The organism is Microbacterium sp. MMO-113, from assembly GCF_037148555.1.
Taxonomy (GTDB): domain Bacteria; phylum Actinomycetota; class Actinomycetes; order Actinomycetales; family Microbacteriaceae; genus Microbacterium.
Genome location: NZ_JBBCTD010000002.1, coordinates 508,007 through 527,973, shown reverse-complemented (window position 1 = coordinate 527,973; position 19,967 = coordinate 508,007). Strand labels below are relative to the sequence as shown.

Genomic DNA, 19,967 nt, shown 5'->3' with positions numbered 1-19,967 from the left:
TCACTCCTCGCGCGACGTGTCCGGTCGCGCCGGCGGGGTGGGTGGAGGGGTCGGACCGGTCGGCGCCGGAGAGGTCGAGGGGGCAGCCGTCTGCGGCGGTGGCGGCGCGACGGGCGGAGCGGGCGGCGGAGCGACCGGAGGCGCCGTGACCGGTGGGACCGGCGGCGGCGTCACCGGAGGAGTCCGGACGGGCGGGAGCGGCGGAGTCGCCGAACCCGGAACACCGGTCGGCGGAGCAGGCGGCGCGAACGGAGCCGGCGGAGCGGGCGGAGCAGGCGGAGCGGATGCCGCCCCTCCGAACGCGGGAGACGCCGGCGTCGCAGGACCACCGAACACCGGCGGAGCGGGCGGCGTCACCGGGTCTCCGGTCGCGGCGTGCTCGCTCCAGCGATGGGTGTGATCCCGGGATGCCGCCTCGGCTGCGGCGACGCTGACCTCGTTGAGCAGCGCGAGCGCATCGGCCCGCTCGAGCCCGGAGAGGAGGCCGGTGATCGGCCCCGGCACGGTGTGCACCTGCGCGCCGGAGACTCCCTGCGCCCGGTCGATGGGGCCCTGGCTCAGCGACACGCCCTGGAGACGCGCGAGCGGGAAGACCGCGAGCTTCCGCCACACGATGCCGCGGCGCAGCAGCAGGCCGTCCGTCGTCACGGTGTATCCGTGACGCTTCCAGGAGAACGGTCGCCGCCACCAGGCCCGGCGCGGCATCGTCCGGTAGGGGTCGGCGTCGGTCGGACCGACGACGCCCTGGTCCCACAGCGCGGGGATGCTCTCGGCCGGCACGTCGGGGAGCACGAGCGACAGCACCCGCTCCACGTCCGCGCGCTTGCCGACCGGGAGCACGACGTTGAACTGCTGGCCGCTGCTCGACGACTGCTGCGCGGCGCTCTTGCCGCTCATCCGGTTGATCTTGATGGTCCACCAGCCGAACGGCCGCCAGAGCAGGGACTGCGACACCTCGACCGCGAAGATGCGGCCCGGCGGAAGGGTCTCGGTGACGGTGGTGAGCAGGCCGTAGGTGATGCGCACGCCGTCGGGGGTGGGCGCGATGGAGTAGCGCAGCGACTTGGAGATCTGCGCCCACGTGATACCTACCACGGCGATGACCATGGGAACGCCCATGCCGAGACCGATGCCGAGGAGGACGATCCCGCCGTCGGGATCGCCGTCGACGAGGATGCCGATGAGGGTGCTGCCGATCGCGATCGCGAAGATCACGCCGAAGAACACCAGCCACAGCAGCCCGGAGATCAGCTGCGAGCCGATCAGCCGGCCGGCCGGGATCTTGACGACGCTCTCGGGGACGACATCCTGCAGGTCCACACCGGCGAGCAGGCCGTTGACGCCCTCGTTCATCGAGCCGACGAGCTGTGCCCGGGCCGAAGCCGGAGCGGTCCCGCCCGGCGTCGCTGCGCCCTCCGGGTTCGACGCCGCCTGCCGAGCGGCCCGCGCCCCGGAGGCAAGGCGCAGAATCTCGGCGCGCACCCCTTCGGCGCGCGGCGTCGCCAGGTACTCGAGCGCGACGTTCGCATCCGTGCCCGCGCCGACGACCTCGAGCTTCGCGAGGCCGATGATGCGTGCCGGGAACGGCCGCGTGAGGTTCACACCCTGCACGCGGTCGAGGGGCGCACGGCGATGGGAACGGAAGATGATGCCCTTGCGCACCTCGACATGGTCGCCGGTGATGCGGAACTGCTGGAAGCGCCAGACGAACCAGAAGATCGCCACGAGCACCACGACGAGCGCCAGGACACCCAGCAGCGCGATCAGGGCGAAGTTGTTCGCGAGCACCCAGTCCACCGGGTCGCCGCCGGTGTAGTCGTCGTAGTGCGCCTCCTCGGGCGCGAACTGCCCGACGAGCCAGGCGATGACGCGGTCACGCATGTTCGCGATCACGATGCCGCCGACGATGATGAGCGCCAGGCCGCCCTTGAAGAGCGGCGTGAGCGGATGCATCCGGTGCCATTCACCGTCCGCGAGGTGCGTCGACGGCGTGCCCGCGGAGGTCTGCCCGGGCGCGGCCGTGGGGAGCTGCGGCTCGCTCACAGGCCGGTCCGGCGGGTCTCGGCGACCTGGATGAGCGTGTCGCGCAGCGCCTCGGCCGCCGCCTGGGTGAGGCCCGGGATCTGCACGCCGGTGGTCGCCGCCGCGGTGACCATCTTGAGCTGGGAGATGCCGAACGCCCGGTCGAGAGGCCCCTGGGTGATGTCGACGAGCTGCATGCGACCGTACGGAACCGCGATCATGCGCTGCCAGAGGATGCCCTTGCGGAACACGATGTCGTCCGCCCGCAGCATGTAGCCGATCGCCCGCGCCTGACGCGGGAGGATGGCCAGCGTCACGAGGGTGATGAGGATGATGACCCCCGCCGGGATCCACACCCAGTCCTGTTCGAGCACGATGTTCAGCACGACGGCCGCCGCCACGACGAGCGCCAGCACGATGACGTTCTGCACGATCTGCGACACCACGTAGCGCGGCGAGATCTGGTGCCAGGTGCCGTCGAGCTCGAGGCGGGCCTCGTTGCGCGCCGTGCGCAGGCCCGTGTAGGTGCCCTGGTCGAGGGCGCCGAGGTCAGTGCCCTCCGCCGGGTTCAGGGGCGCGGTCTCTGGGTTCTGAGTCATCAGGATCCTTCGGCAGGGTGCAGAACTGTTCGGCGACGAGAGCGGCGATGGCGAGCACGACCGCACTCGCGATCAGCGCCACCATGGCCACAGTCGACCCTATCGGGGGATCGATGGGGCGCGTGAGGAGGAAGGCCAGCAGTCCGGCGCCGAAGCCCGCCAGGATCGCCCCCAGCAGACTGGACGCCCGCGCGAGGGTCGCGGCCCGGAGGGCACGGAACGGGTCGATGCGCACCCCGGAGCGGACGCTGCGCCGCACCGGCCAGGCCACCCCGAGCGACGCGCCGGCGATGAGGACGAGCAGCACCGGGAGGAAGAGGGACGGCGTGAACGTGGCCCGCCCCGTCGCCGTGAGCATCTGGTCGAGGAGGAAGCCGGCTCCGGCGCCGACGAGCGCGAGGACGGCGAGAAGTCCGGCGGAGGTGCGCTTCATCCCTCGCCTCGCGCGCGAAGGTCCGCCGCCAGATCGGCGACCCGGCCGCGCCCCACGAGCTCGGCGTCGGAGTCGACGTCGAGCCACGGCTCCAGGACGAACAGCCGCTCCGCCGCCCGCGGATGCGGCAGCTGGATACGGGGGTCGTCCGAGACGACGTCGCCGTAGGCGATGAGGTCGAGGTCGAGGGTGCGATCGCCCCACCGCTCGCCGCGCACGCGGCCGTTCTCGTCCTCGATGGCGTGCAGCATGCCGAGGAGGATCTCGGGAGCGAGCCGGGTGGTCACCAGGGCCACGGCGTTCACATACCCGGGGGCGTCCGGATCGGGGCCGTCCACGCGGAGCGCCACCGTCTCGAACAGGCGCGACAGGCGCACGTCCGAGACGAGCGGCAGCCGAGCGATGCGCGCGACCGCGGCGCGGATCGTCTCCTCGCGGTCTCCGAGATTGGCGCCGAGCGCGACGACCGCCACCGTCTCGGGGCGCGGAGGCCGGGGTCCGGGCACCTGCGGGGGCTGGGTGAGGTTACGGCTCATGTGGTGATGTCCTCCAGCGACTCCGGAGCCCGCGTCCGATGCACCGTCACGGCCACGTCGCCGAACGTCAGGGCGATCGGCGCCTGCGGCTTGTGCACCGTGACGGTCACCTGCTGCACGCGGCGGTCGCCGAGGGCGACGTCCGCGATCCGCTCGGCCAGGGTCTCGATGAGGTTCACCGGCTCCCCCGCGACGACGGCGGCCACCCGCTCTGCGAGCTCGCCGTAGTGCACGGTGTCGGCCACATCGTCGGACGCGGCGGCCTGTTCGAGGGAGAGCCGCAACCGGAGGTCGACCGTGAACTCCTGTCCGTTCTCCCGCTCGTGCGGGTAGACGCCGTGGTGGCCGAACACGGTCAGCCCTGTCAGCACGATCTCGTCGAGGAAGTCCATGCCTCTAGGGTACGGTGACGCTCCGACCTCGCACTCAGCCTTCCCAGGCGCGGGTGATCGCGAGGGCGTCGCGGGTGGCCGCGACGTCGTGCACGCGCACCGCCCAGGCGCCGGCGCGCATCGCGAGCGCACTCGTCACCGCGGTGGCCAGATCCCGGCGCTCCTCGGAGACACCGTCACCGCCCGGCGCCGCCTCCTGCAGCACGTCGGCGAGGAAGCGCTTGCGCGACGTCCCGACCAGCACGCGGAAGCCGAGACCCACGATCTCGTCGAGGCCCCGCAGCACGTCCCAGTTCTGGGCACCGGCCTTGGCGAACCCGATACCGGGGTCGACGATCAGGCGGGAGGGTGCGATCCCGGCGGCCGCCGCCTCGCCGATGCGCTCGCGCAGTTCGCCGGCCACCTCTCGGGCGACGCGGCGGTAATCGGCGTTCGCGTACATGTCGGCGGAGAAGCCCCGCCAGTGCCCGATCGCGAAATCGGCGCCCGACTCCGCCACGGCGGCGCGCATGTCGGGGTCGGCCAGTCCGCCGGAGACGTCGTTGACGATGCGCGCTCCCGCGCGCACGGCTGCTGCGGCGGTCGACGCGTTGAGCGTGTCGATGCTGACGACGGCGCCGGCCGCCGCGAGCTGTTCGACGACCGGGAGAACGCGGCGCTGTTCCTCGTCCGCCCCGACGCGTTCTGCGCCCGGCCGGGTCGACTCGCCCCCGACGTCGAGGACGGAGGCCCCTTCCGCACGCAGGCGAAGGCCGTGGGCGACCGCGCGGTCCGCGTCGAGATACCGCCCGCCGTCGCTGAACGAGTCGGGGGTGACGTTGACGATGCCCCAGATACCGGTCATGCGCGCGACATCCCGACCCCCGGAACGGTCATGCCGATCAGGGTCACCAGCTCCGCGCGTGCCGCGGGATCCGTGTAGACCCCGCGCGCTGCGATGGTCAGCGTCGACGCCTCGGTCTGCCGTCCGCCCCGCATCGTCACGCAGCCGTGGCTGGCATCGAGCACGACGAGCACGCCGCGCGCGTCGAGGTTCTCGGCGATCGTGTCGGCGATCTGCTCCCCCAGCCGCTCCTGCACCTGCGGCCGCGCGGCGAGGATCTCCACGACGCGCACGAGCGCACCGAGACCGACGACCTGCTCGCCCGGAAGGTAGGCGATGTGCGCGTGCCCTGCGAAGGGCAGGAGGTGATGCTCGCACACCGAGCGGAAGCGGATGTCGCGCAGCAGCACCGCGCCGGACGGCAGGGTGTCCGGCGCCGGCCCGCGGGTCACGCTGATGGTGTGGGCGAGCGGCTCGGCGGGATCCTCGCCCACCCCGGCGAAGAACTCCGCGTAGAGCTCGGCCATCCGGGTGGGCGTCTGCTTGATCCCCGGACGATCGGGGTCCTCGCCGATCGCCTCCAGGAGTTCCCTGGTGAGCCGCTCGACGCGTCCCTTGTCGACGGTCACGTCACGCCGTCGCGGGACGAGGGTTGCCCGCTCCGGCGGAGCCCTGCTGCGGACGCGGCGGGGCCGTCGGCGCCTCGACGGAGGCGGCGAGCGAGACGTCCTTCTTCGGGACCTCGATCGGCGGCCGCTCCGAGACCGGGCGGTCCTCGCTGGACAGCCACAGCGGACGCTCGGGGAGCTTCTTCACCTCGGTGAAGATCTCCGCGATGCGGTTGTGGTCGAGGGTCTCCTCTTCAAGGAGCGCGAGGGCGAGACGGTCGAGGATGTCCCGGTTCTCGCTGAGCACCGCGTACGCCTCGTTGTGCGCCTGCTCGATGAGCGCGCGCACCTCGGCATCGACGCGCTCCGCGACCTTCTCGGAGTATTCGCGGCCACGGCCCATGTCGCGCGCGACGAACATGTCGCCGCCCTCTGTGCCGAGCTTGACCGGACCGACCTGCGTCGTCATGCCGTACTCGATGACCATCTTGCGGGCGATCGAGGTCGCCTTCTCGATGTCGTTCGACGCACCGGTGGTGGGGTCGTGGAAGACGAGCTCCTCGGCGACGCGACCGCCCATGGCGTAGGTGAGCTGGTCCTGCAGCTCGTTGCGGGTCACGGAGTACTTGTCGTCCAGCGGCAGCACCATCGTGTAGCCGAGCGCCTTGCCGCGCGGCAGGATCGTGATCTTCGTCACGGGGTCGGTGTAGTTCATCGCCGCCGCCGCGAGCGCGTGTCCGCCCTCGTGGTACGCCGTGATGAGCTTCTCCTTGTCCTTCATCACGCGAGTGCGACGCTGCGGGCCGGCGATCACGCGGTCGATGGCCTCGTCGAGGGCGCGGTTGTCGATGAGCTGCGCGTTCGAGCGGGCCGTGAGCAGCGCGGCCTCGTTGAGCACGTTCGCCAGGTCGGCACCGGTGAAGCCGGGGGTCTTGCGGGCGACGACCTCGAGGTCGACGTTCTTCGACAGCGGCTTGCCCTTGCTGTGCACCTCGAGGATCTTCTGGCGGCCCTTGAGGTCGGGGGCGTCGACACCGATCTGGCGGTCGAAGCGGCCGGGGCGCAGCAGTGCGGGGTCGAGGATGTCGGGACGGTTGGTGGCCGCGATCACGATGACGTTCGCGTTCGGGTCGAAGCCGTCCATCTCGACGAGCATCTGGTTCAGCGTCTGCTCGCGCTCGTCGTTGCCGCCGCCCATGCCGGCGCCGCGGTGACGGCCGACGGCGTCGATCTCGTCGATGAAGATGATGGCCGGAGCGTTCTCCTTGGCCTGGCTGAACAGGTCGCGCACGCGGGAGGCGCCGACGCCGACGAACATCTCGACGAAGTCGGAACCGGAGATCGAGTAGAACGGGGCTCCGGCCTCGCCGGCGACGGCACGGGCGAGGAGGGTCTTTCCTGTTCCAGGAGGGCCGTACAGCAGCACGCCCTTCGGGATGCGGGCGCCGATGGCCTGGAACTTCGCCGGGTCCTGCAGGAACTCCTTGATCTCGTGGAGCTCCTCGATGGCCTCGTCGGCACCGGCGACGTCGGCGAAGGTGACCGTCGGGGTCTCCTTGTTGACGAGCTTGGCCTTGGACTTGCCGAACTGCATGACCTTGCCGCCGCCGCCCTGCATGGACGACAGGAGCCACCAGAACAGCAGACCGAGCAGCACGAGGGGAAGCAGCAGGGAGAGGAAGCCGTCGAACCAGGTCGCGCGCGGCACGGCGTCGTTGAAACCGTCCTTCGGAGCGGCCGCATCGATCGCGGCGACCACCTCGTCGGCGCGGGCCTCGACGTAGTAGAACTGGACGTTCTCGGAGCCCTCGTACGGCTTCGACAGCGTCATGTCCACGCGCTGATCGCCGTCGGTGGTGGTGACCTCGGTCACGGTCTTGCCGGAGAGGAGCTCGAGCCCCTCCTGCGTCGTGATCTGCTTCGGCGCGCCGAGGTTCGAGATCAGCAGGAATCCGCCGAAGAGCAGCACGCCGATCAGAGCGACGTAGATCAGCGGATTGCGGGTGAGCTTCTTCACATCCATGGTCGGATCAGCGTATCGCCTCCGTGCTAGGGGGCCGCTGTGCGTTCACCCACGGCGCAACGCCCCGAGGCTGGGTCGCTGAACCTGTCGAAGCGTCAGCTGTAGACGTGGGGCGCCAGCACGGCGACGTCGCGGAGGTTGCGGTAGCGCTCGGCGTAGTCGAGCCCGTAGCCGACGACGAATTCCACGGGGATGTCGAAGCCGACGTACTTGCAGTCGATCTCGACCTTCGCGGCCTCCGGCTTGCGCAGCAGAGCCAGGACCTCGATCGACTCCGCGCCACGGGACCCGAAGTTCTCCAGGAGCCAGCTCAGCGTGAGGCCGGAGTCGATGATGTCCTCGACGATGAGCACGTGCTTGCCGTGCAGGTCGGTGTCGAGGTCCTTCCGGATCTGCACGACACCGCTCGACTTCGTGCTGGCGCCGTAGCTCGACACCGCCATCCAGTCCATCGGCGCGTGGAACGGCAGCGCGCGCGCGAAGTCCGCCATGACCATGACCGCGCCCTTCAGCACGCCGACGAGGATGAGGTCCTTGCCCTCGTAATCCTTCGCGACCTGCGCCGCGAGCTCGTCGAGCTTGGCGTGGATCTCCTCCTCGGTGACGAGGATCTGTGCAAGGTCGTCCTGGATCTCCGCGGCGCGCATGGATCGATTTTAGGCGATGCGGCCGTGTGCTCCGTTCGCGCGCGGGCCTCCCCTGCGCGGGCGGCACCGCACTACTCTGACGGTGACGCGGGCGGACGCCCCGACGGAAGGAGATCCCCATGGCGACTCACGACATCCTCAGCCAGGTCCCCCTCGACGACATCGCGCAGAAGCTCGGAGTGTCGCGCGACGAGGCCAAGGTCGCGGTCGAGCAGGGCGGCGCCGTGCTGCTCGGCGGGCTGGCCAGGAACGCGGAGAGCTCCGAGGGGTCGGCGGCCATCGAGAAGGCTCTCGGCAAGCACCGCGGTGCGTCGAGCCCGGCGACGGTCGACGACATCGATCAGGAGGACGGCGAGAAGATCGTCTCCCACATCCTCGGAGGGAAGGAGAAGGAGGTCACGAAGGAGCTGACGGAGTCGAAGGCGACCCCGGGCATCGACTTCGGAAAGCTCCTCCCCATCCTCGCGCCGATCGTGATGGGTCTCATCGCCAACGCGACGAAGGACAAGACGGCGAAGGCGGACGCGGGCACGGAGGGCTCCGGCGGGATCGGCGACGTCATCGGCGGCATCCTCGGCGGCGGCGACTCCGGCTCCGGCGGCGGGCTGAGTGACGTGCTGGGTGGCCTCCTCGGCGGCGGCAAGAGCGGCTCCGGCGGCGGCATCGACCTCGGCGGCATCCTCGGCGGCCTCTTCGGCGGCAAGAAGTAGGACGTGACGCCGCCGCGGTCCGCGATTCAGCGGGTCGCGGCGGTGAACACGATCCGGCCGCCCTGGCGCACGGCGGCGCACCCCGGCAGGTCGATCGGCCCTTGACCCGACCAGTCGGTCACGAGGCGGGCGACCTCGATCGTCTGCGTGCGGCTCAGGCTCGCCCCGAACTCGCTGTCGACCACGAGCCGGATGATGCGGTTGCGCAGCGCCGCGGGGTTGGCGGCGAGCGCGGCGACGCTCACCGAGATGCCGGCCTCGGCGTGCTCGACGATGTCCTCGATCGTCTCGTGGATCATCTCGTCGAACGCATCCGCATCCTCCCGGAGCTGCTCGGCGGTGCGGGCCAGTGCCTCGGCGATGCCTGGGCCGAGCTGCGCCTCCAGCACCGGGAGCACGTGGCGACGCACCCGCACCCGCGTGTAGCGGTCGTCGGTGTTGTGCGGGTCGTCCCAGGGCTGCAGCTCCGCCGCGGCGCAGAACGCACAGGTGGTCTCGCGGCGCACGCCGAGCAGCGGGCGCAGCCACCGGAGGCCGTCCTCGTCCTCCCGCTCCGGCGCCATGCCCTGCAGGCTCGTCGCCCCGGAGCCGCGCGCGAGCCCGAGCAGGACGGTCTCCGCCTGGTCGTCGAGGGTGTGTCCGAGCAGGACTGCCCGCGCGCCGATGTCGCCCGCCGCCTCCTGGAGCGCGCGGTACCGCGCATCCCGCGCGGCCGCCTCCGGCCCGCCGTCGCCGTCGACCTCGACGCGGACGACGAGCGCCTCGAGCCCGAGCCGTCCGGCGACGCGTGCCGTCTCGGCGGCGACCTCGGCCGACCCGTCCTGCAGGCCGTGATCGACCGTCACCGCGGTCGCACGCACCCCGCGTTTCGCGGCCTCGAACGCGGTGGCCGCCGCCAGTGCGAGCGAGTCGGCACCGCCGGACACCGCGACGACGACGGTCGAGCCCTCCGGCAGATCGGCGAGCGCGGTGCGCACGGCGAGGCGGATCTCGGCGACGGCGGGGTCGAGGGAAGGCATCCCTCCACGCTAGGGCACCGTCTCGTCCGTCACGGTCGGATCCGCGACCCCCGAGTAGGCTGGTCGGCGGCATCCAACCGATCTTCCTGAGGAGCACACGCATGGGCGCACACGACGCCGTCATCGAGATCCCGCGCGGCAGCCGCGTGAAGTACGAGGTCGACCACGAGACCGGGCGAGTGCACCTCGACCGCGTGCTCTACACGACCTTCGGCTACCCGGCCGACTACGGCTACTTCGACAACACGCTCGGCGAGGACGGCGACCCGCTCGACGTGCTGGTGCTCCTCGACCACCAGATCTACCCCGGCGTCGTCGTCGAGGTCCGCCCGGTCGCCGTGCTGAAGATGAGCGACGAGGCCGGTGGGGACGACAAGCTCGTCGCCGTGCTCTCCAAGGACCCGCGCTGGGCCCACATCCAGGACATCGACGACATCGCCGAGTACACGAAGAAGGAGATCGCGCACTTCTTCGAGCACTACAAGGACCTCGAGCCCAACAAGTGGGTCAAGGTCGACGAGTGGGGCAACGCCGCCGAGGCGCAGCGCATCCTCGACGAGGCCATCGTCCGCTTCGGCGAGCAGGGCCACTGACCCCACCGGCGTCGCTGACCTTCTCTGGGTCGCTGAGCCTGTCGAAGCGAAGACCCCCGGACGCCAGACGTCCGGGGGTCTTCTGCTGTCCAGCCGTCCGTCAGACGGAGATGCCCTTGCTCGCCATGAAGTCGATGGGGTTCGTGTACCGGCCGTTGATGTAGACCTCGAAGTGCAGGTGGCAGCCGAAGGAGCCGCCGGTGTTGCCCGCATACGCGATGACCTGGCCGGCGCGCACCCACTGGCCGTTCCGGACCGCGAAGCCGCCGGGCTTGATGTGCGCGTAGCCGGTGGCGATACCGCCCCCGTGCTGGATCCGGACGTAGTTGCCGTACCCGCCGTTGTAGAACGCGGCGTCGACAGTGCCCGAGTGGGCGGCGTAGATCGCCGCGCCGCAGCCGTTCGCGAGGTCGACGCCGTAGTGCCAGCTCGACGAGCAGCCGTTGGCGTTGCACTGCTGCGAGCGGGGGCCGTAACCGGAGCTGCGGTAGCCGCCGTGCGGACGCACCCAGCCGCCGCTTCCCGGGGTCCCGCCGCCGCCGCTGTTCCCCCCGGCGTTCGCGGCGGCCTCGGCGGCTTCGCGGCGCTTACGCTCCTTTTCGCGCTCCTCGACGCCCTTCTGGTAGCCGGCGACGGTGGTCGCGGTGGTGTCCTTCAGCGCGGCGAGCTGCGCCTGCATCGTGGCGAGGTTGGAGGACTGCTCGTCGAGCGCGGCCTGCGCGGCGTCTGCGGCCTGTTGCGCCGCGACCATCTTCTCCTCGGCGATCTTCTGGAGCCGGTCGCGCTCGTCCCGGGCGACGACCGCCTGGTCGCTGAGCGACTGGGCGGAGTTCCGCGCGGCGACCGCGTCGTTGTAGACGGTCTGGTTGTACTCGAGGAGCTTGTCCATCGACCCGAGGCGGGCGAGGAGCTCGTCGGCGTTGGCTGCGGAGCCCGCGAAGAACAGCTCCAGCGAGGTGTCGTCACCGCCGTTGCGGTAGAGCTGCGCGGCGACCTGACCGGCCTTGCGGGCGGACTCGTCGGCGACGGCGGCTTGCGCGTCCGCCTTCTCCTGCAGCGAATCGGCCTCGGCGATCGCGGCGAAGTAGGCCTGCTGCGCGTTGTAGAACTCGGTCGAGGCGACCTCGGCGGCGGCCTGCGTCTCGGAGACCTTCTGCGTGAGCGACTGGATCAGCCCCTCGATGCGCTTCACCTCTGCGGCCTTGGAGGCCTCGTTCTGCTTGGCCTTCTGCACGTCGTCCCAGCTCGGGTACGACGCCGCGTGGGCGGCCGTGACTCCGGACGAGATGCCGAACGCGCTGAGGGCGACGACGCTGAGCGCGCCGAGTCCGAGAGCGCCGCGGCGGCTGATGCCGTCGCCGAAGAGGGTACGTCGCTCCGTCGGGGTGGGCGCACACCCGCAGTCCGCGGATGCCGCGAGTGCCGCATCCTGCGTGGTCTTGTCGTTCACACGGCCCCTTCCGCCGGTTTCACAGATGCCACAGTAACAACAACTTTCACACCAGCACCAGACTCCCGGAGCGCCGGAAATGGCACCTCCGCACCCTCCATGGTCTCGCTCGAACACGCCCGGGGGAAGCGGGTTCCGGGCTCGATTCGCGATTTGCCCGGATGATCCTTTATGCTTGAGCGTCGGCAAGGAAGTCCCCCGGGACTGACTCGGCCCCATCGTTTAGCGGCCTAGGACGCCGCCCTTTCACGGCGGTAGCACGGGTTCGAATCCCGTTGGGGTCACTCCATCCGATACAATTGAAAACACCAGTATGGCCCTGTAGCGCAGTTGGTTAGCGTGCCGCCCTGTCACGGCGGAGGTCGCGGGTTCAAGTCCCGTCAGGGTCGCTCCGTGCGACGAGCTCTTTCTTCGGAGAGGGCTCTTCGTCTAGGACGCGGCAGCATCATCGCCGCGCGGCTCTGTAGCTCAGTTGGTAGAGCGTTCGACTGAAAATCGAAAGGTCACCGGATCGATGCCGGTCGGAGCCACAAGGCTGATCATTACAATCAGCCCAGAAACCCTCGCCTAGCTTCTACATGGCGGGGGTTTTGCTTTGCCCCGCGGCGACCGCGTGCGGCAGCGCGTGGGTCACGAGACTCACCAGGAACTTCCCGGGCTCCTCGAACATGCACAGGTGTGCGGAGTTCTCGAACCACACCACGTCCGTCGCGAGCGCCGTCACGGTCTCCAGCCAGCGGGCGACCGGTCCGGCGGGGGTCGTCCAGTCGTGCCGTCCGAGAAACTGGAGCATCGGCACCTCGAACGCCGTCTGGTCGCGGGCGTCGAAGCCGAGCAGGGCCGGCAGCACGGCCGGCATGGTCGCCCGCTGCCCGACACCGATGAGACCCAGGTCGGCGTCCGTGTAATACGGGGACAGCTCCTGCGACTCGGTGAAGTACGCGAAGTCGGAGCGATACGCCGAGAGGCCGCCGTAGTACTGCGCCCATCTCCGGCAGGTCACGATGCGTTCGACGGTCAGCGGCTCCTCACCGGGGTACTCCCCGAGCGCCTGCAGCTCGGAGATCGCCTGATCGTTCCGATCCGCGACGGCACTCCGCATCGCGTGGCGGAGGCTCTCCACCTCGTTCTCGGGACCGGAGATGACCTGGCCGACGCCGATGTACGCCCACAGCAGGTCGGGACGCCGCCGGGCGAGGGTGAGCCCGAGGACCGTCCCCCAGCTGTGCCCGAGCACCCCGACCTTCCGCACGCCGAGCTCCCGCTGGAGCCACGCGATCAGCTCCACGAGATCGTCGACGTACCGGTCGACGCTGAGGTCCATGTCCTCGGACACGGAGCCCGCGGACTTGCCGCTTGCGCGCTGGTCGTAGTTGACGACCGTGAAGTAGTCCTCCACGCCGCGTTGCCAGACCCACGACGAGGGCAGCGACGGCAGGGCGGGGCCACCGTGACAGACGACGAGCACGGGGTTCCGTGTGCTGCGACCGCGGATCGAGACGAACTGGGAGACACCGCCGAGGTCGACGTACGCCGTCCTGTCGATTGACTCCGGGTTCGGGAGCCGGCACAGTGCGCCCCGTGACCCGTGCGGTACATGGTCCCCCACGGCTCGCGTCCCACCTCCGCGGACGAGCACAGCAGGTCGAGCATCGCCTGCGTGCGTCGGCGCATCATGTCCGGGAGCACCGCGCGCAGCTCCTCGTCGGCACCGTATCCGTCGACGAAAGCCGCGAGGTCTTCGGCGGAGCGTTGCGGGTCTCGGGTCGGATCCGGAAGCGCGAACGTCTGCGCGGAGAAGGCGAGGTCCCACGAGCGGGTGCTCGGGGAGGCGCCGTCCCAGTCGATGAACACCCAGCGGTCGCCGAGCATCAGATTCCACGGCGCCAGGTCGTTGTGGCAGATGAGCTCCTGCGCAGGCGCCGAGAGGGGCGGTTCCCAGATCGCGTCGGCAGCAGGGACGTACCGCGCCGAGACGTCATGGATGCGGCGGACCATCTCGCCCACGCGACAGAGCTCGGCGGCGGAGAGCGGTGCGGAGTCCATCGCCAGGGTGCCGGGGACGAACTCGATGATCTGCCGCCCCAGCGCGTCTCTGCCGAGCGGCTCCGGCGCCTCGACTCCGCCGCCTCGCATCGCCTGCACATAGGCGATGACGTGCGGGGTCGCGGCCGTCCATGCCTTGCGGACGGTGTCCCCGACCCGCACGACGGGTCCGCTCGCATTGCCGCCCTTGAGGACTTCCTCCCGCATCCCCCGAGGCTATCGGAGAGGCCTTCGGCAGAGATCACTCCCCCGGGTGACGCGGGATACCTCCGCCGACGGACGCCGCCCGCGAGCCGCGCCAGCAGAGTGGAGATATGACACGACGACACCTCCTCCCCGCTGCCGCCCTGCTCCTCGGCGGCACCCTGCTGCTCGGTGGATGCGCCGCCGTCGACGATCTCCTGCACAAGCAGTCGACCCGGACCTTCGACGACGCCGGCGCCTTCCGCGCGGACTCGCCGGTCGACGCGGACTGGGTCCCGGACGACGCGACCGCGCTCACGCTCCGGACGTCGACCATCGAAGACGCCGACGACGCCGTCCTCCTGCTGACGAGCTCGGCCACACTGCCGGACGACTGCGTGAAGGCGGAGCGGACCTCTGCGCCGACCTTGATGTTCGACGACGGGCCCGCCGCGTACGAGGCGAAGACCGTCTTCGTCTGCGGAGACTGGAGCGTCATCCCGTCCGACGACGGCTGGTTCGGGTGGACACCGAACTCCGACGAAGAGAGGGCCGCCGCCCGGGGCTGAGGCCCGCTCAGAGGTCGGCGAGAGCTGCGCGCGCCGCCTGCACGGCCTCGGCGGCGGCATCCTTCTTCGCCACGGCCGCGGTGCGCCGCTCCTCCGCGGCGGGACGGTCGCGCTCGACGCGGTCGGCTTCCCGATGCAGCGTCTCGATCTGCGCCTCCAGCTCGGCGATGCCGTCGGCCAGCTCCTCGGCGCGATCACTCAGCACCTGCACCATCTCGTCCTCCTTCGCGAGGGCCCGCTCCGCCGCCGCGAGATCCTTCTCCGCAGCCGCCACCTGACGCTCGGCATCCCGGCGCTTCCGACGCTCCTGCAGTTCGTCCGGAGGACGCGGGGCCTGCGGCCGCAGCGTCGGGAAAGTGCCGGCGACCGCCTCCCGGAGGTCGTCCGCGTTACCCGAAGGCTCCAACGCCCGCACGAGACGCCCCGACGCGACAGCGGCAGCCGCATCCGGGTCGAAGAACGCCGCGGAGATCGTCTGCTCCACCGCATCCCGCGTCGCCGCCGTGACGCGTTCACCCCGGGACCCCACAAGGTCGGCAGCGGTCTCGGCAAGGCGCCGGGTCAGCGCGCGCCGTTCCCGGCCGAGCTTCGCCAGCGCCGCAGCATCCAAATCCTCCTGCGCCTCGCGCAGCTCCGCCGCGAGCGCCAGGGCCTCCCCGAGCTGGGCGGCGCGCTCCTGCGCGAAGACGTTGACGACCCAAGCGGCGACCGCGGGCTTGCGCAGCGCCTTCACCTCCGCGGCGAGCGCGCGGTCGTCGAGGCCTTTCGCCCGTGCGTTCCGGGCGGTCGTGAACTCCTCGGGCGGCCCGGCGTACAGCGCCGCCGCGATGTCATCGAGGGTCGGAGCGGTCATGCGCCCACGATACGCGCGGTCGGCGAGCGGCTACTCGATCGCGAGGTAGTCGGCGGCGTCCGAGGCGACGAGAACCCGGGCGCTGAATCCCCCCGTCCCGTTACCGGGGTAAAGGTAAAGCTGCCCGGCAGCCGTTCGAGCGAGCAGGTCGGCCCGGCCGTCCCCGTTGTAGTCCACGCCACCGGTGACTTCCGTGAACTCCTGCCAACCGACTCCGACCTGACGCGGTCCGCGCAGCCCGGATGCACCCGTGTACAGCCGCAGCACGCCATCTCCCGCGATAGCGACGATGTCTCCTCGACCATCGCCGTCGAAGTCTCCGGCGATGAGATAGTGGAAGCCCTCCCAGCCCCCACCGATCGTGGTGTGGGGTGGGCTGAAACCGCCGGCGCCATTCCCCCGATAGACGATCAGGGTTCCGGCTTCGGACACTCCGAGAACGTCCTGCCGCCCGTCGCCGGTGAAGTCCGCCCCGGAGGCGACGTGCCTCATCCCGTACCACCCGGACCCGGGCGTCGTCGCTGGCCGGAATTGCCCTGCCCCGGTCCCCGCCCAGAACTCGAGAACACCGTCGGAGCGGGCTACGAGGATGTCGGCGTTGCCGTCTCCGTTGAAGTCCGTGTGCGTGATGTGCCGACGGGAGTCAGCCCATCCCGCGCCGAAAAGGCTGGTGGGGGCGGAGAAGGATCCTCGCCCGTTCCCGTTACGCATCCTCAGGTCGCCATTGCCGGCGACGACGAGCAGGTCGGCTTTGTCGTCCCCGGTGAAGTCGCCCGCACCGACATTCGCAGGGTCGCCGCTCCCGAGACCCGGGAAGAACAACGGAATCGTCCCGCCCCGCGTGACGTTCGACAGGCAGGTGAAGCCCTGGTTGATCTGGGAGTAGACCTTGCCGTTCAGCCACACCTCGAAATGCAGGTGATACGCGGCGGAGTTGCCGGTGTTCCCGACGACGCCGATCTGCTGTCCACGCAAGACCTTGGTCCCCGGCGCGTACCAGCCAGGCGCCGCCATGTGGGCGTACCGGGTGACGTAGCCGCCCGGGTGCTGCACGTCGACGTAGTTGCCGTAACCGCCGTTCGACGTGCGGCTCTTGATCACGCCGTCATACGCCGCCAGGATCGGCGTCCCGCCGTTCCGGGAGATGTCGATGCCGTCGTGCGCACGATAGTTGCCGAGGCATCCGTCGCCGACCTTGGACTGGATGTTGCCCGAAGCCGGATAGACCATGTAGCCGTCGGACGCCGCGGTCGCGGAGCCGGTCGTGGTGAGGGCCGGTGTCAACGATCCCAGCGCGATCGCGAGCACGGCGACGATCCCGATGCGACCAAGACGCAAGCGGGACGTGCGCTTCATCTCGAAGTTCTCTCTTGCTCGGCGGCCCCAGGGGACGTGGTGTCCTCCGCGGTCACCGTACCAAGGGCAGACGCCCCGCCACGCGAACGCCACCCCCTTCGCCCCGTTCCGCCCGCCACCTGCCGGTGATCGTGAGACCCCACGGGGGTGTACCGTCAGCACCATGGGAAGACTCCGGTACGACGGGCACTCGGATCCGATCCTCATCGAGGACGAGACGCTCGCGCATCTGAAGATCGTCATCGCCACCAAGCTGCGTCGTCAGGAGAGCTTCATGATGACCTGGCAGCCTCCCGAGGGCGGCATCGACCGGCGAGCGAGCGTCTGGATCCATCCCGCCATCCCCCTGCAGTTCGGCTTCGACGAGGCGGAGCCGCCGGCCGTGGACCCGCACCGCATCCAGGAGATCATGCAGGCGCTCAACGCCTCCGGCGATCTCCAGCTGGACCATCTCTCCGGCCCGCGCTGACGCGCACCGACGTTCAGCACGGAAGGTCGCTGCCCTGGACACCGCTCTGATCCTCGTCCTCATCCTGGTCATCCTCGGCCTCATCGTGGGAGCAGCCTTCCTGCGCGGCTGGGTACGGCGCAGCGCATCGTCGGCCGGCGAGCGCGCCGGAGCCCGGTACACCGCCGCGCGGATGGAGGAGATCCTCGCCGACCTCGGAGCCACTCTCCTCGTCCACGCCTCCCCGACGGCCACGGCGGAGCTGCTGCGCGTGGTCGTCGGGGCGCGAGGCCGGAGCTTCTCGCTGCTCCCGGACGGCGCGCTGGGCGTCCGCTTCGTCGAACCGGATGACACCGTCGCGCGATTGGTTCCCGTCAGCGCGGGGACTCTCCTGCGCGTCGAGACCTTCCGCGAGTACCTCGGCTTCCCGCAGACCGCGCCCCTCTGGCGGGAGCTGCGCGCCCTCGCGGCCGCTGAGGCTGCGACCCGCGGGATCGAGGTGGGCGACGGCCCCGTCTCCGTGTTCGAGCGCGGCCCGGAGCTCGACGACCGCAACGCGCGCTGGTTCCGCCGGGCCTGATCCTCGCTCGCCGGCCCAGGAATAAAGGGTCACGATTCTCAGGTGACGCAATTAGGCTAGACGCGCGCCGCGCCCCGCAGGGACGGATGACGACCCGGTCGTGGCGCATGCCGGGGGCCTCCTCCCCCGAGCTTGCGATCCTGTCCACGGAAACGAAGTCCGCTTCGTGTCGCGGACACGCCAGAAAGGCTTGAACCCATGAGCGAATCCTCGGGCACACCCCGCGACGACGAGCGGTCGCCGGACTTCTTCGATCAGCTGATCGAGACGGCTCCGCGCGACACGTCGTCCACGTCCACGTCGGCGTTCACCATCGGATTCCGCGGCTACGACAAGGGCGAGGTCGACGCCGCGCTCGCATCGATGCGCGCCCAGCTCCAGCAGGCCGCCGATGAGGTCGCCGAGGCGAAGGCCCGCGAGGCCGAGTCGGTCGAGGCTCTCAAAGCCGAAGAGCGAGCGGCACGCGAGGCCCTGGAAGCCGAGCTCGCCGCCGCGAACGCCAAGGCCGCGGATGCCGAGCAGCAGGTGGCGACGCTCACCTCCGAGCTCGTCGACATGCCGCAGGCCGACGGCGAAGAGGCGCCCTCCCGCCAGCAGTTCGAGGCGATCCTCCGGGTGGCCGAGGAGCAGGCGAACGTTCTCATCCAGAACGCCGCCGTGCAGGCCGACCGCCTGATGACCTCGGCCCGCGAGGAAGTCGCCGCGCAGCGCGCTGAAGCCGAGGCGGATGCCGAGCGCATCATCTCCCAGGCTCAGCGCGACGCCGATCAGGTGCGCCTGAAGATGGAGACCGAGTACACGGCCCACGAGGCGCGCATCGAGCGCGAGGCAGCCCACGCCGCGGAGAAGGTCAGCCAGGCGTCGCAGGAGGCCACGGCCATCCGCACCGAGGCCGAGAAGGGCGCTGCCGCACTGCGCTCCCTCGTCACGCGTGAGACCACGCAGCTGCGGGCGGACGCCGAGCGCGAGGTGCGCGAGATGAACGCCCGCGTGCTGGAGTTCGAGGAGACCCTCACCCGTCGTCAGGACGACGCGCAGCAGGAGTTCCTCGTGCTGCACAACCAGGCCGTCGCACACGCCGAGCGCATCACGACCGACGCGAACGAGCAGGTCACCGCCTCGCTGGAGCATGCCCAGCGCATCTCCGCGAAGGCCGACGGCTACGAGAAGCTCATGCGCTCGCAGGCACAGGCGATCGAGGCCGACGCGCAGGTCCGTGCACGGGACATCCTCGAGCGCGCCCGCGTGAAGTCTCAGAAGATCGTCGACGCGGTGACCGGCCACACCTCCACCGTCCTCCGCGACGCCGAGGACCGCGCCCGTCAGCTGCGGTGGCAGCAGCAGCAGCTCACCAGCTTCATGGCCGAGGTGCGCGAGCTCATCCGCCCCGACGGCATCTTCAGCGACGATAACCTCCCCACGGAGATCGCGCTGACGGAGGCCACGATCGACGAGGACGACGACGAGAACGAGGACGACGTCGTCGAGGCGTCCGTCGAGAGCTTCCGTGGAGACGAGGTCCTCGACGACGAGCTCGACGACGACCGTCCGCTGGAGAAGATCACGATCGACGTCGTCGAGACGGACGACTCGAAGCGCTGATCCACCCTCGGAGACGACGAAGGGGCGAGCAGGTGTCTGCTCGCCCCTTCGTCGTCTCCGGACAGCATGCCGGTTTCACCGGTATGAAGCAATTGCAGGCATGACGGCCTGGCGGACCGCTGAGCTATCTTCGCGACATGGCTTCCGCTACCCGATCCCGCCAACGCTCATCAACGCGTCACAAGCTCGCGCTCACGGCAATCGCGATCGTGTGCGCCGGAGCGCTCTCCCTTGCACACGCTCAAGCGGCCAACGCAGCCGTTTACCGGTACAACATCATCAACAAGTCCTCGACAGCGAATGTGACTGGTGCCGTCTTCGCGAGCTGCAAGATCACCACGACTGGTGGCCTCTGCAGCATCTCGAAGGGTAAGAGCGTGACACGAACTGTGCAGGTGAGCCTCGGCGCCAGCCGCGCGGATGTCGCCGCGGGGCTAAGCATCAGTTCGGCGAGCTCGGTGACAACGACCGTTGG

General features: G+C 70.2%; 20 protein-coding genes, 3 tRNA genes and 1 pseudogene. 9 read left to right on the top strand and 15 right to left on the bottom strand.

From position 1 onward, the window contains the following. The 9 genes from WFJ36_RS09315 to hpt form a co-directional block, all read right to left on the bottom strand. On the bottom strand, positions 1-2,043 hold the full coding sequence (locus WFJ36_RS09315; RefSeq protein WP_336643172.1) for a PH domain-containing protein: 2,043 nt from the start codon (positions 2,041-2,043) through the stop codon (positions 1-3). After that, positions 2,040-2,621 (bottom strand): PH domain-containing protein, encoded by a 582-nt coding sequence (locus WFJ36_RS09310; protein ID WP_336643171.1) that lies wholly within the window; start codon positions 2,619-2,621, stop codon positions 2,040-2,042. Before WFJ36_RS09310 ends, WFJ36_RS09315 begins: the two co-directional genes overlap by 4 nt. Continuing rightward, positions 2,572-3,054 (bottom strand): DUF3180 domain-containing protein, encoded by a 483-nt coding sequence (locus WFJ36_RS09305; RefSeq protein WP_071327671.1) that lies wholly within the window; start codon positions 3,052-3,054, stop codon positions 2,572-2,574. The genes WFJ36_RS09310 and WFJ36_RS09305 overlap by 50 nt, the downstream gene beginning before the upstream one ends. Beyond that, positions 3,051-3,590 (bottom strand): 2-amino-4-hydroxy-6-hydroxymethyldihydropteridine diphosphokinase, encoded by a 540-nt coding sequence (gene folK / locus WFJ36_RS09300; protein WP_292788159.1) that lies wholly within the window; start codon positions 3,588-3,590, stop codon positions 3,051-3,053. Before folK ends, WFJ36_RS09305 begins: the two co-directional genes overlap by 4 nt. Then, positions 3,587-3,982 (bottom strand): dihydroneopterin aldolase, encoded by a 396-nt coding sequence (gene folB, locus WFJ36_RS09295; RefSeq protein ID WP_085604020.1) that lies wholly within the window; start codon positions 3,980-3,982, stop codon positions 3,587-3,589. Before folB ends, folK begins: the two co-directional genes overlap by 4 nt. Positions 3,983-4,016: 34 nt before the next feature. Then, complete coding sequence (gene folP / locus WFJ36_RS09290; protein ID WP_071327674.1) at positions 4,017-4,826, bottom strand: dihydropteroate synthase; 810 nt, start codon at positions 4,824-4,826, stop codon at positions 4,017-4,019. Beyond that, positions 4,823-5,434, bottom strand: a complete 612-nt coding sequence (gene folE, locus WFJ36_RS09285) for a GTP cyclohydrolase I (protein WP_336643170.1) — start codon at positions 5,432-5,434, stop codon at positions 4,823-4,825. The genes folP and folE overlap by 4 nt, the downstream gene beginning before the upstream one ends. A 1-nt stretch (position 5,435) precedes the next feature. After that, on the bottom strand, positions 5,436-7,436 hold the full coding sequence (ftsH, locus tag WFJ36_RS09280; protein ID WP_313391357.1) for an ATP-dependent zinc metalloprotease FtsH: 2,001 nt from the start codon (positions 7,434-7,436) through the stop codon (positions 5,436-5,438). A 95-nt stretch (positions 7,437-7,531) separates the two neighbouring features. After that, positions 7,532-8,083, bottom strand: coding sequence for a hypoxanthine phosphoribosyltransferase (gene hpt / locus WFJ36_RS09275; protein ID WP_071327677.1), 552 nt, complete (start codon positions 8,081-8,083; stop codon positions 7,532-7,534). Between the two features lie 119 nt (positions 8,084-8,202). Here hpt and WFJ36_RS09270 point away from each other — a divergent pair, with 119 nt between their 5' ends. Beyond that, positions 8,203-8,793, top strand: coding sequence for a DUF937 domain-containing protein (locus tag WFJ36_RS09270; protein ID WP_071327678.1), 591 nt, complete (start codon positions 8,203-8,205; stop codon positions 8,791-8,793). Positions 8,794-8,819: 26 nt separating this feature from the next. Here the strand turns inward: WFJ36_RS09270 and tilS are convergent, their stop codons facing one another. Further along, on the bottom strand, positions 8,820-9,812 hold the full coding sequence (tilS, locus tag WFJ36_RS09265; protein WP_336643169.1) for a tRNA lysidine(34) synthetase TilS: 993 nt from the start codon (positions 9,810-9,812) through the stop codon (positions 8,820-8,822). A 101-nt stretch (positions 9,813-9,913) separates the two neighbouring features. Between tilS and WFJ36_RS09260 the strand changes: the two genes are divergently transcribed. Further along, the gene (locus WFJ36_RS09260; protein WP_071327680.1) at positions 9,914-10,405 is read left to right on the top strand and encodes an inorganic diphosphatase; all 492 of its coding nucleotides are present in this window, start codon (positions 9,914-9,916) and stop codon (positions 10,403-10,405) included. Positions 10,406-10,505: 100 nt separating this feature from the next. On the opposite strand, the gene WFJ36_RS09255 is transcribed toward WFJ36_RS09260, so the two are convergent. Beyond that, on the bottom strand, positions 10,506-11,855 hold the full coding sequence (locus WFJ36_RS09255) for a M23 family metallopeptidase (protein WP_071327681.1): 1,350 nt from the start codon (positions 11,853-11,855) through the stop codon (positions 10,506-10,508). Positions 11,856-12,066: 211 nt separating this feature from the next. Between WFJ36_RS09255 and WFJ36_RS09250 the strand changes: the two genes are divergently transcribed. From WFJ36_RS09250 to WFJ36_RS09240, 3 genes are all read left to right on the top strand, one after another. Further along, positions 12,067-12,139 (top strand) — tRNA-Glu (locus WFJ36_RS09250). Between the two features lie 31 nt (positions 12,140-12,170). Beyond that, a tRNA-Asp gene (locus tag WFJ36_RS09245) sits at positions 12,171-12,244 on the top strand. 68 nt (positions 12,245-12,312) lie between these two features. Continuing rightward, positions 12,313-12,385, top strand: a tRNA-Phe gene (locus WFJ36_RS09240). A gap of 44 nt (positions 12,386-12,429) precedes the next feature. On the opposite strand, the gene WFJ36_RS09235 is transcribed toward WFJ36_RS09240, so the two are convergent. After that, positions 12,430-13,464 carry an alpha/beta fold hydrolase gene (locus WFJ36_RS09235; protein ID WP_336643168.1) on the bottom strand — a complete coding sequence of 345 codons (1,035 nt, stop codon included), beginning with the start codon at positions 13,462-13,464 and terminating at the stop codon, positions 12,430-12,432. A 113-nt stretch (positions 13,465-13,577) separates the two neighbouring features. After that, positions 13,578-13,853 (bottom strand): annotated as a pseudogene (locus tag WFJ36_RS09230) (phosphotransferase); the annotation flags it as partial. A gap of 362 nt (positions 13,854-14,215) precedes the next feature. Here WFJ36_RS09230 and WFJ36_RS09225 point away from each other — a divergent pair. Further along, complete coding sequence (locus WFJ36_RS09225; protein WP_071327687.1) at positions 14,216-14,653, top strand: hypothetical protein; 438 nt, start codon at positions 14,216-14,218, stop codon at positions 14,651-14,653. Between the two features lie 7 nt (positions 14,654-14,660). On the opposite strand, the gene WFJ36_RS09220 is transcribed toward WFJ36_RS09225, so the two are convergent. After that, positions 14,661-15,506 carry a transposase gene (locus WFJ36_RS09220; RefSeq protein WP_336643167.1) on the bottom strand — a complete coding sequence of 282 codons (846 nt, stop codon included), beginning with the start codon at positions 15,504-15,506 and terminating at the stop codon, positions 14,661-14,663. Between the two features lie 30 nt (positions 15,507-15,536). Then, positions 15,537-16,862 (bottom strand): VCBS repeat domain-containing M23 family metallopeptidase, encoded by a 1,326-nt coding sequence (locus tag WFJ36_RS09215; protein ID WP_071327689.1) that lies wholly within the window; start codon positions 16,860-16,862, stop codon positions 15,537-15,539. A 163-nt stretch (positions 16,863-17,025) separates the two neighbouring features. Between WFJ36_RS09215 and WFJ36_RS09210 the strand changes: the two genes are divergently transcribed. From WFJ36_RS09210 to WFJ36_RS09200, 3 genes are all read left to right on the top strand, one after another. Then, positions 17,026-17,331, top strand: a complete 306-nt coding sequence (locus WFJ36_RS09210) for a DUF7882 family protein (protein ID WP_071327690.1) — start codon at positions 17,026-17,028, stop codon at positions 17,329-17,331. An 85-nt stretch (positions 17,332-17,416) separates the two neighbouring features. Further along, positions 17,417-17,890 carry a hypothetical protein gene (locus WFJ36_RS09205; RefSeq protein WP_143049229.1) on the top strand — a complete coding sequence of 158 codons (474 nt, stop codon included), beginning with the start codon at positions 17,417-17,419 and terminating at the stop codon, positions 17,888-17,890. A 198-nt stretch (positions 17,891-18,088) separates the two neighbouring features. Continuing rightward, entirely contained in the window at positions 18,089-19,492 is a 1,404-nt protein-coding gene (locus WFJ36_RS09200) for a cell division initiation protein (RefSeq protein ID WP_292787514.1), read from the top strand. Positions 19,493-19,967: the final 475 nt, after the last annotated feature.

Excerpts from the sequence above, each read along its gene's own strand:
- WFJ36_RS09310 (WP_336643171.1), bottom strand. The coding sequence starts at position 2,621 with ATGACTCAGAACCCAGAGACCGCGCCCCTGAACCCGGCGGAGGGCACT.
- WFJ36_RS09305 (WP_071327671.1), bottom strand. The coding sequence starts at position 3,054 with ATGAAGCGCACCTCCGCCGGACTTCTCGCCGTCCTCGCGCTCGTCGGC.
- folK (WP_292788159.1), bottom strand. The coding sequence starts at position 3,590 with ATGAGCCGTAACCTCACCCAGCCCCCGCAGGTGCCCGGACCCCGGCCT.
- folB (WP_085604020.1), bottom strand. The coding sequence starts at position 3,982 with ATGGACTTCCTCGACGAGATCGTGCTGACAGGGCTGACCGTGTTCGGC.
- folP (WP_071327674.1), bottom strand. The coding sequence starts at position 4,826 with ATGACCGGTATCTGGGGCATCGTCAACGTCACCCCCGACTCGTTCAGC.
- ftsH (WP_313391357.1), bottom strand. The coding sequence starts at position 7,436 with ATGGATGTGAAGAAGCTCACCCGCAATCCGCTGATCTACGTCGCTCTG.
- hpt (WP_071327677.1), bottom strand. The coding sequence starts at position 8,083 with ATGCGCGCCGCGGAGATCCAGGACGACCTTGCACAGATCCTCGTCACC.
- WFJ36_RS09270 (WP_071327678.1), top strand. The coding sequence starts at position 8,203 with ATGGCGACTCACGACATCCTCAGCCAGGTCCCCCTCGACGACATCGCG.
- tilS (WP_336643169.1), bottom strand. The coding sequence starts at position 9,812 with ATGCCTTCCCTCGACCCCGCCGTCGCCGAGATCCGCCTCGCCGTGCGC.
- WFJ36_RS09260 (WP_071327680.1), top strand. The coding sequence starts at position 9,914 with ATGGGCGCACACGACGCCGTCATCGAGATCCCGCGCGGCAGCCGCGTG.
- WFJ36_RS09225 (WP_071327687.1), top strand. The coding sequence starts at position 14,216 with ATGACACGACGACACCTCCTCCCCGCTGCCGCCCTGCTCCTCGGCGGC.
- WFJ36_RS09220 (WP_336643167.1), bottom strand. The coding sequence starts at position 15,506 with ATGACCGCTCCGACCCTCGATGACATCGCGGCGGCGCTGTACGCCGGG.
- WFJ36_RS09215 (WP_071327689.1), bottom strand. The coding sequence starts at position 16,862 with ATGAAGCGCACGTCCCGCTTGCGTCTTGGTCGCATCGGGATCGTCGCC.
- WFJ36_RS09210 (WP_071327690.1), top strand. The coding sequence starts at position 17,026 with ATGGGAAGACTCCGGTACGACGGGCACTCGGATCCGATCCTCATCGAG.
- WFJ36_RS09200 (WP_292787514.1), top strand. The coding sequence starts at position 18,089 with ATGAGCGAATCCTCGGGCACACCCCGCGACGACGAGCGGTCGCCGGAC.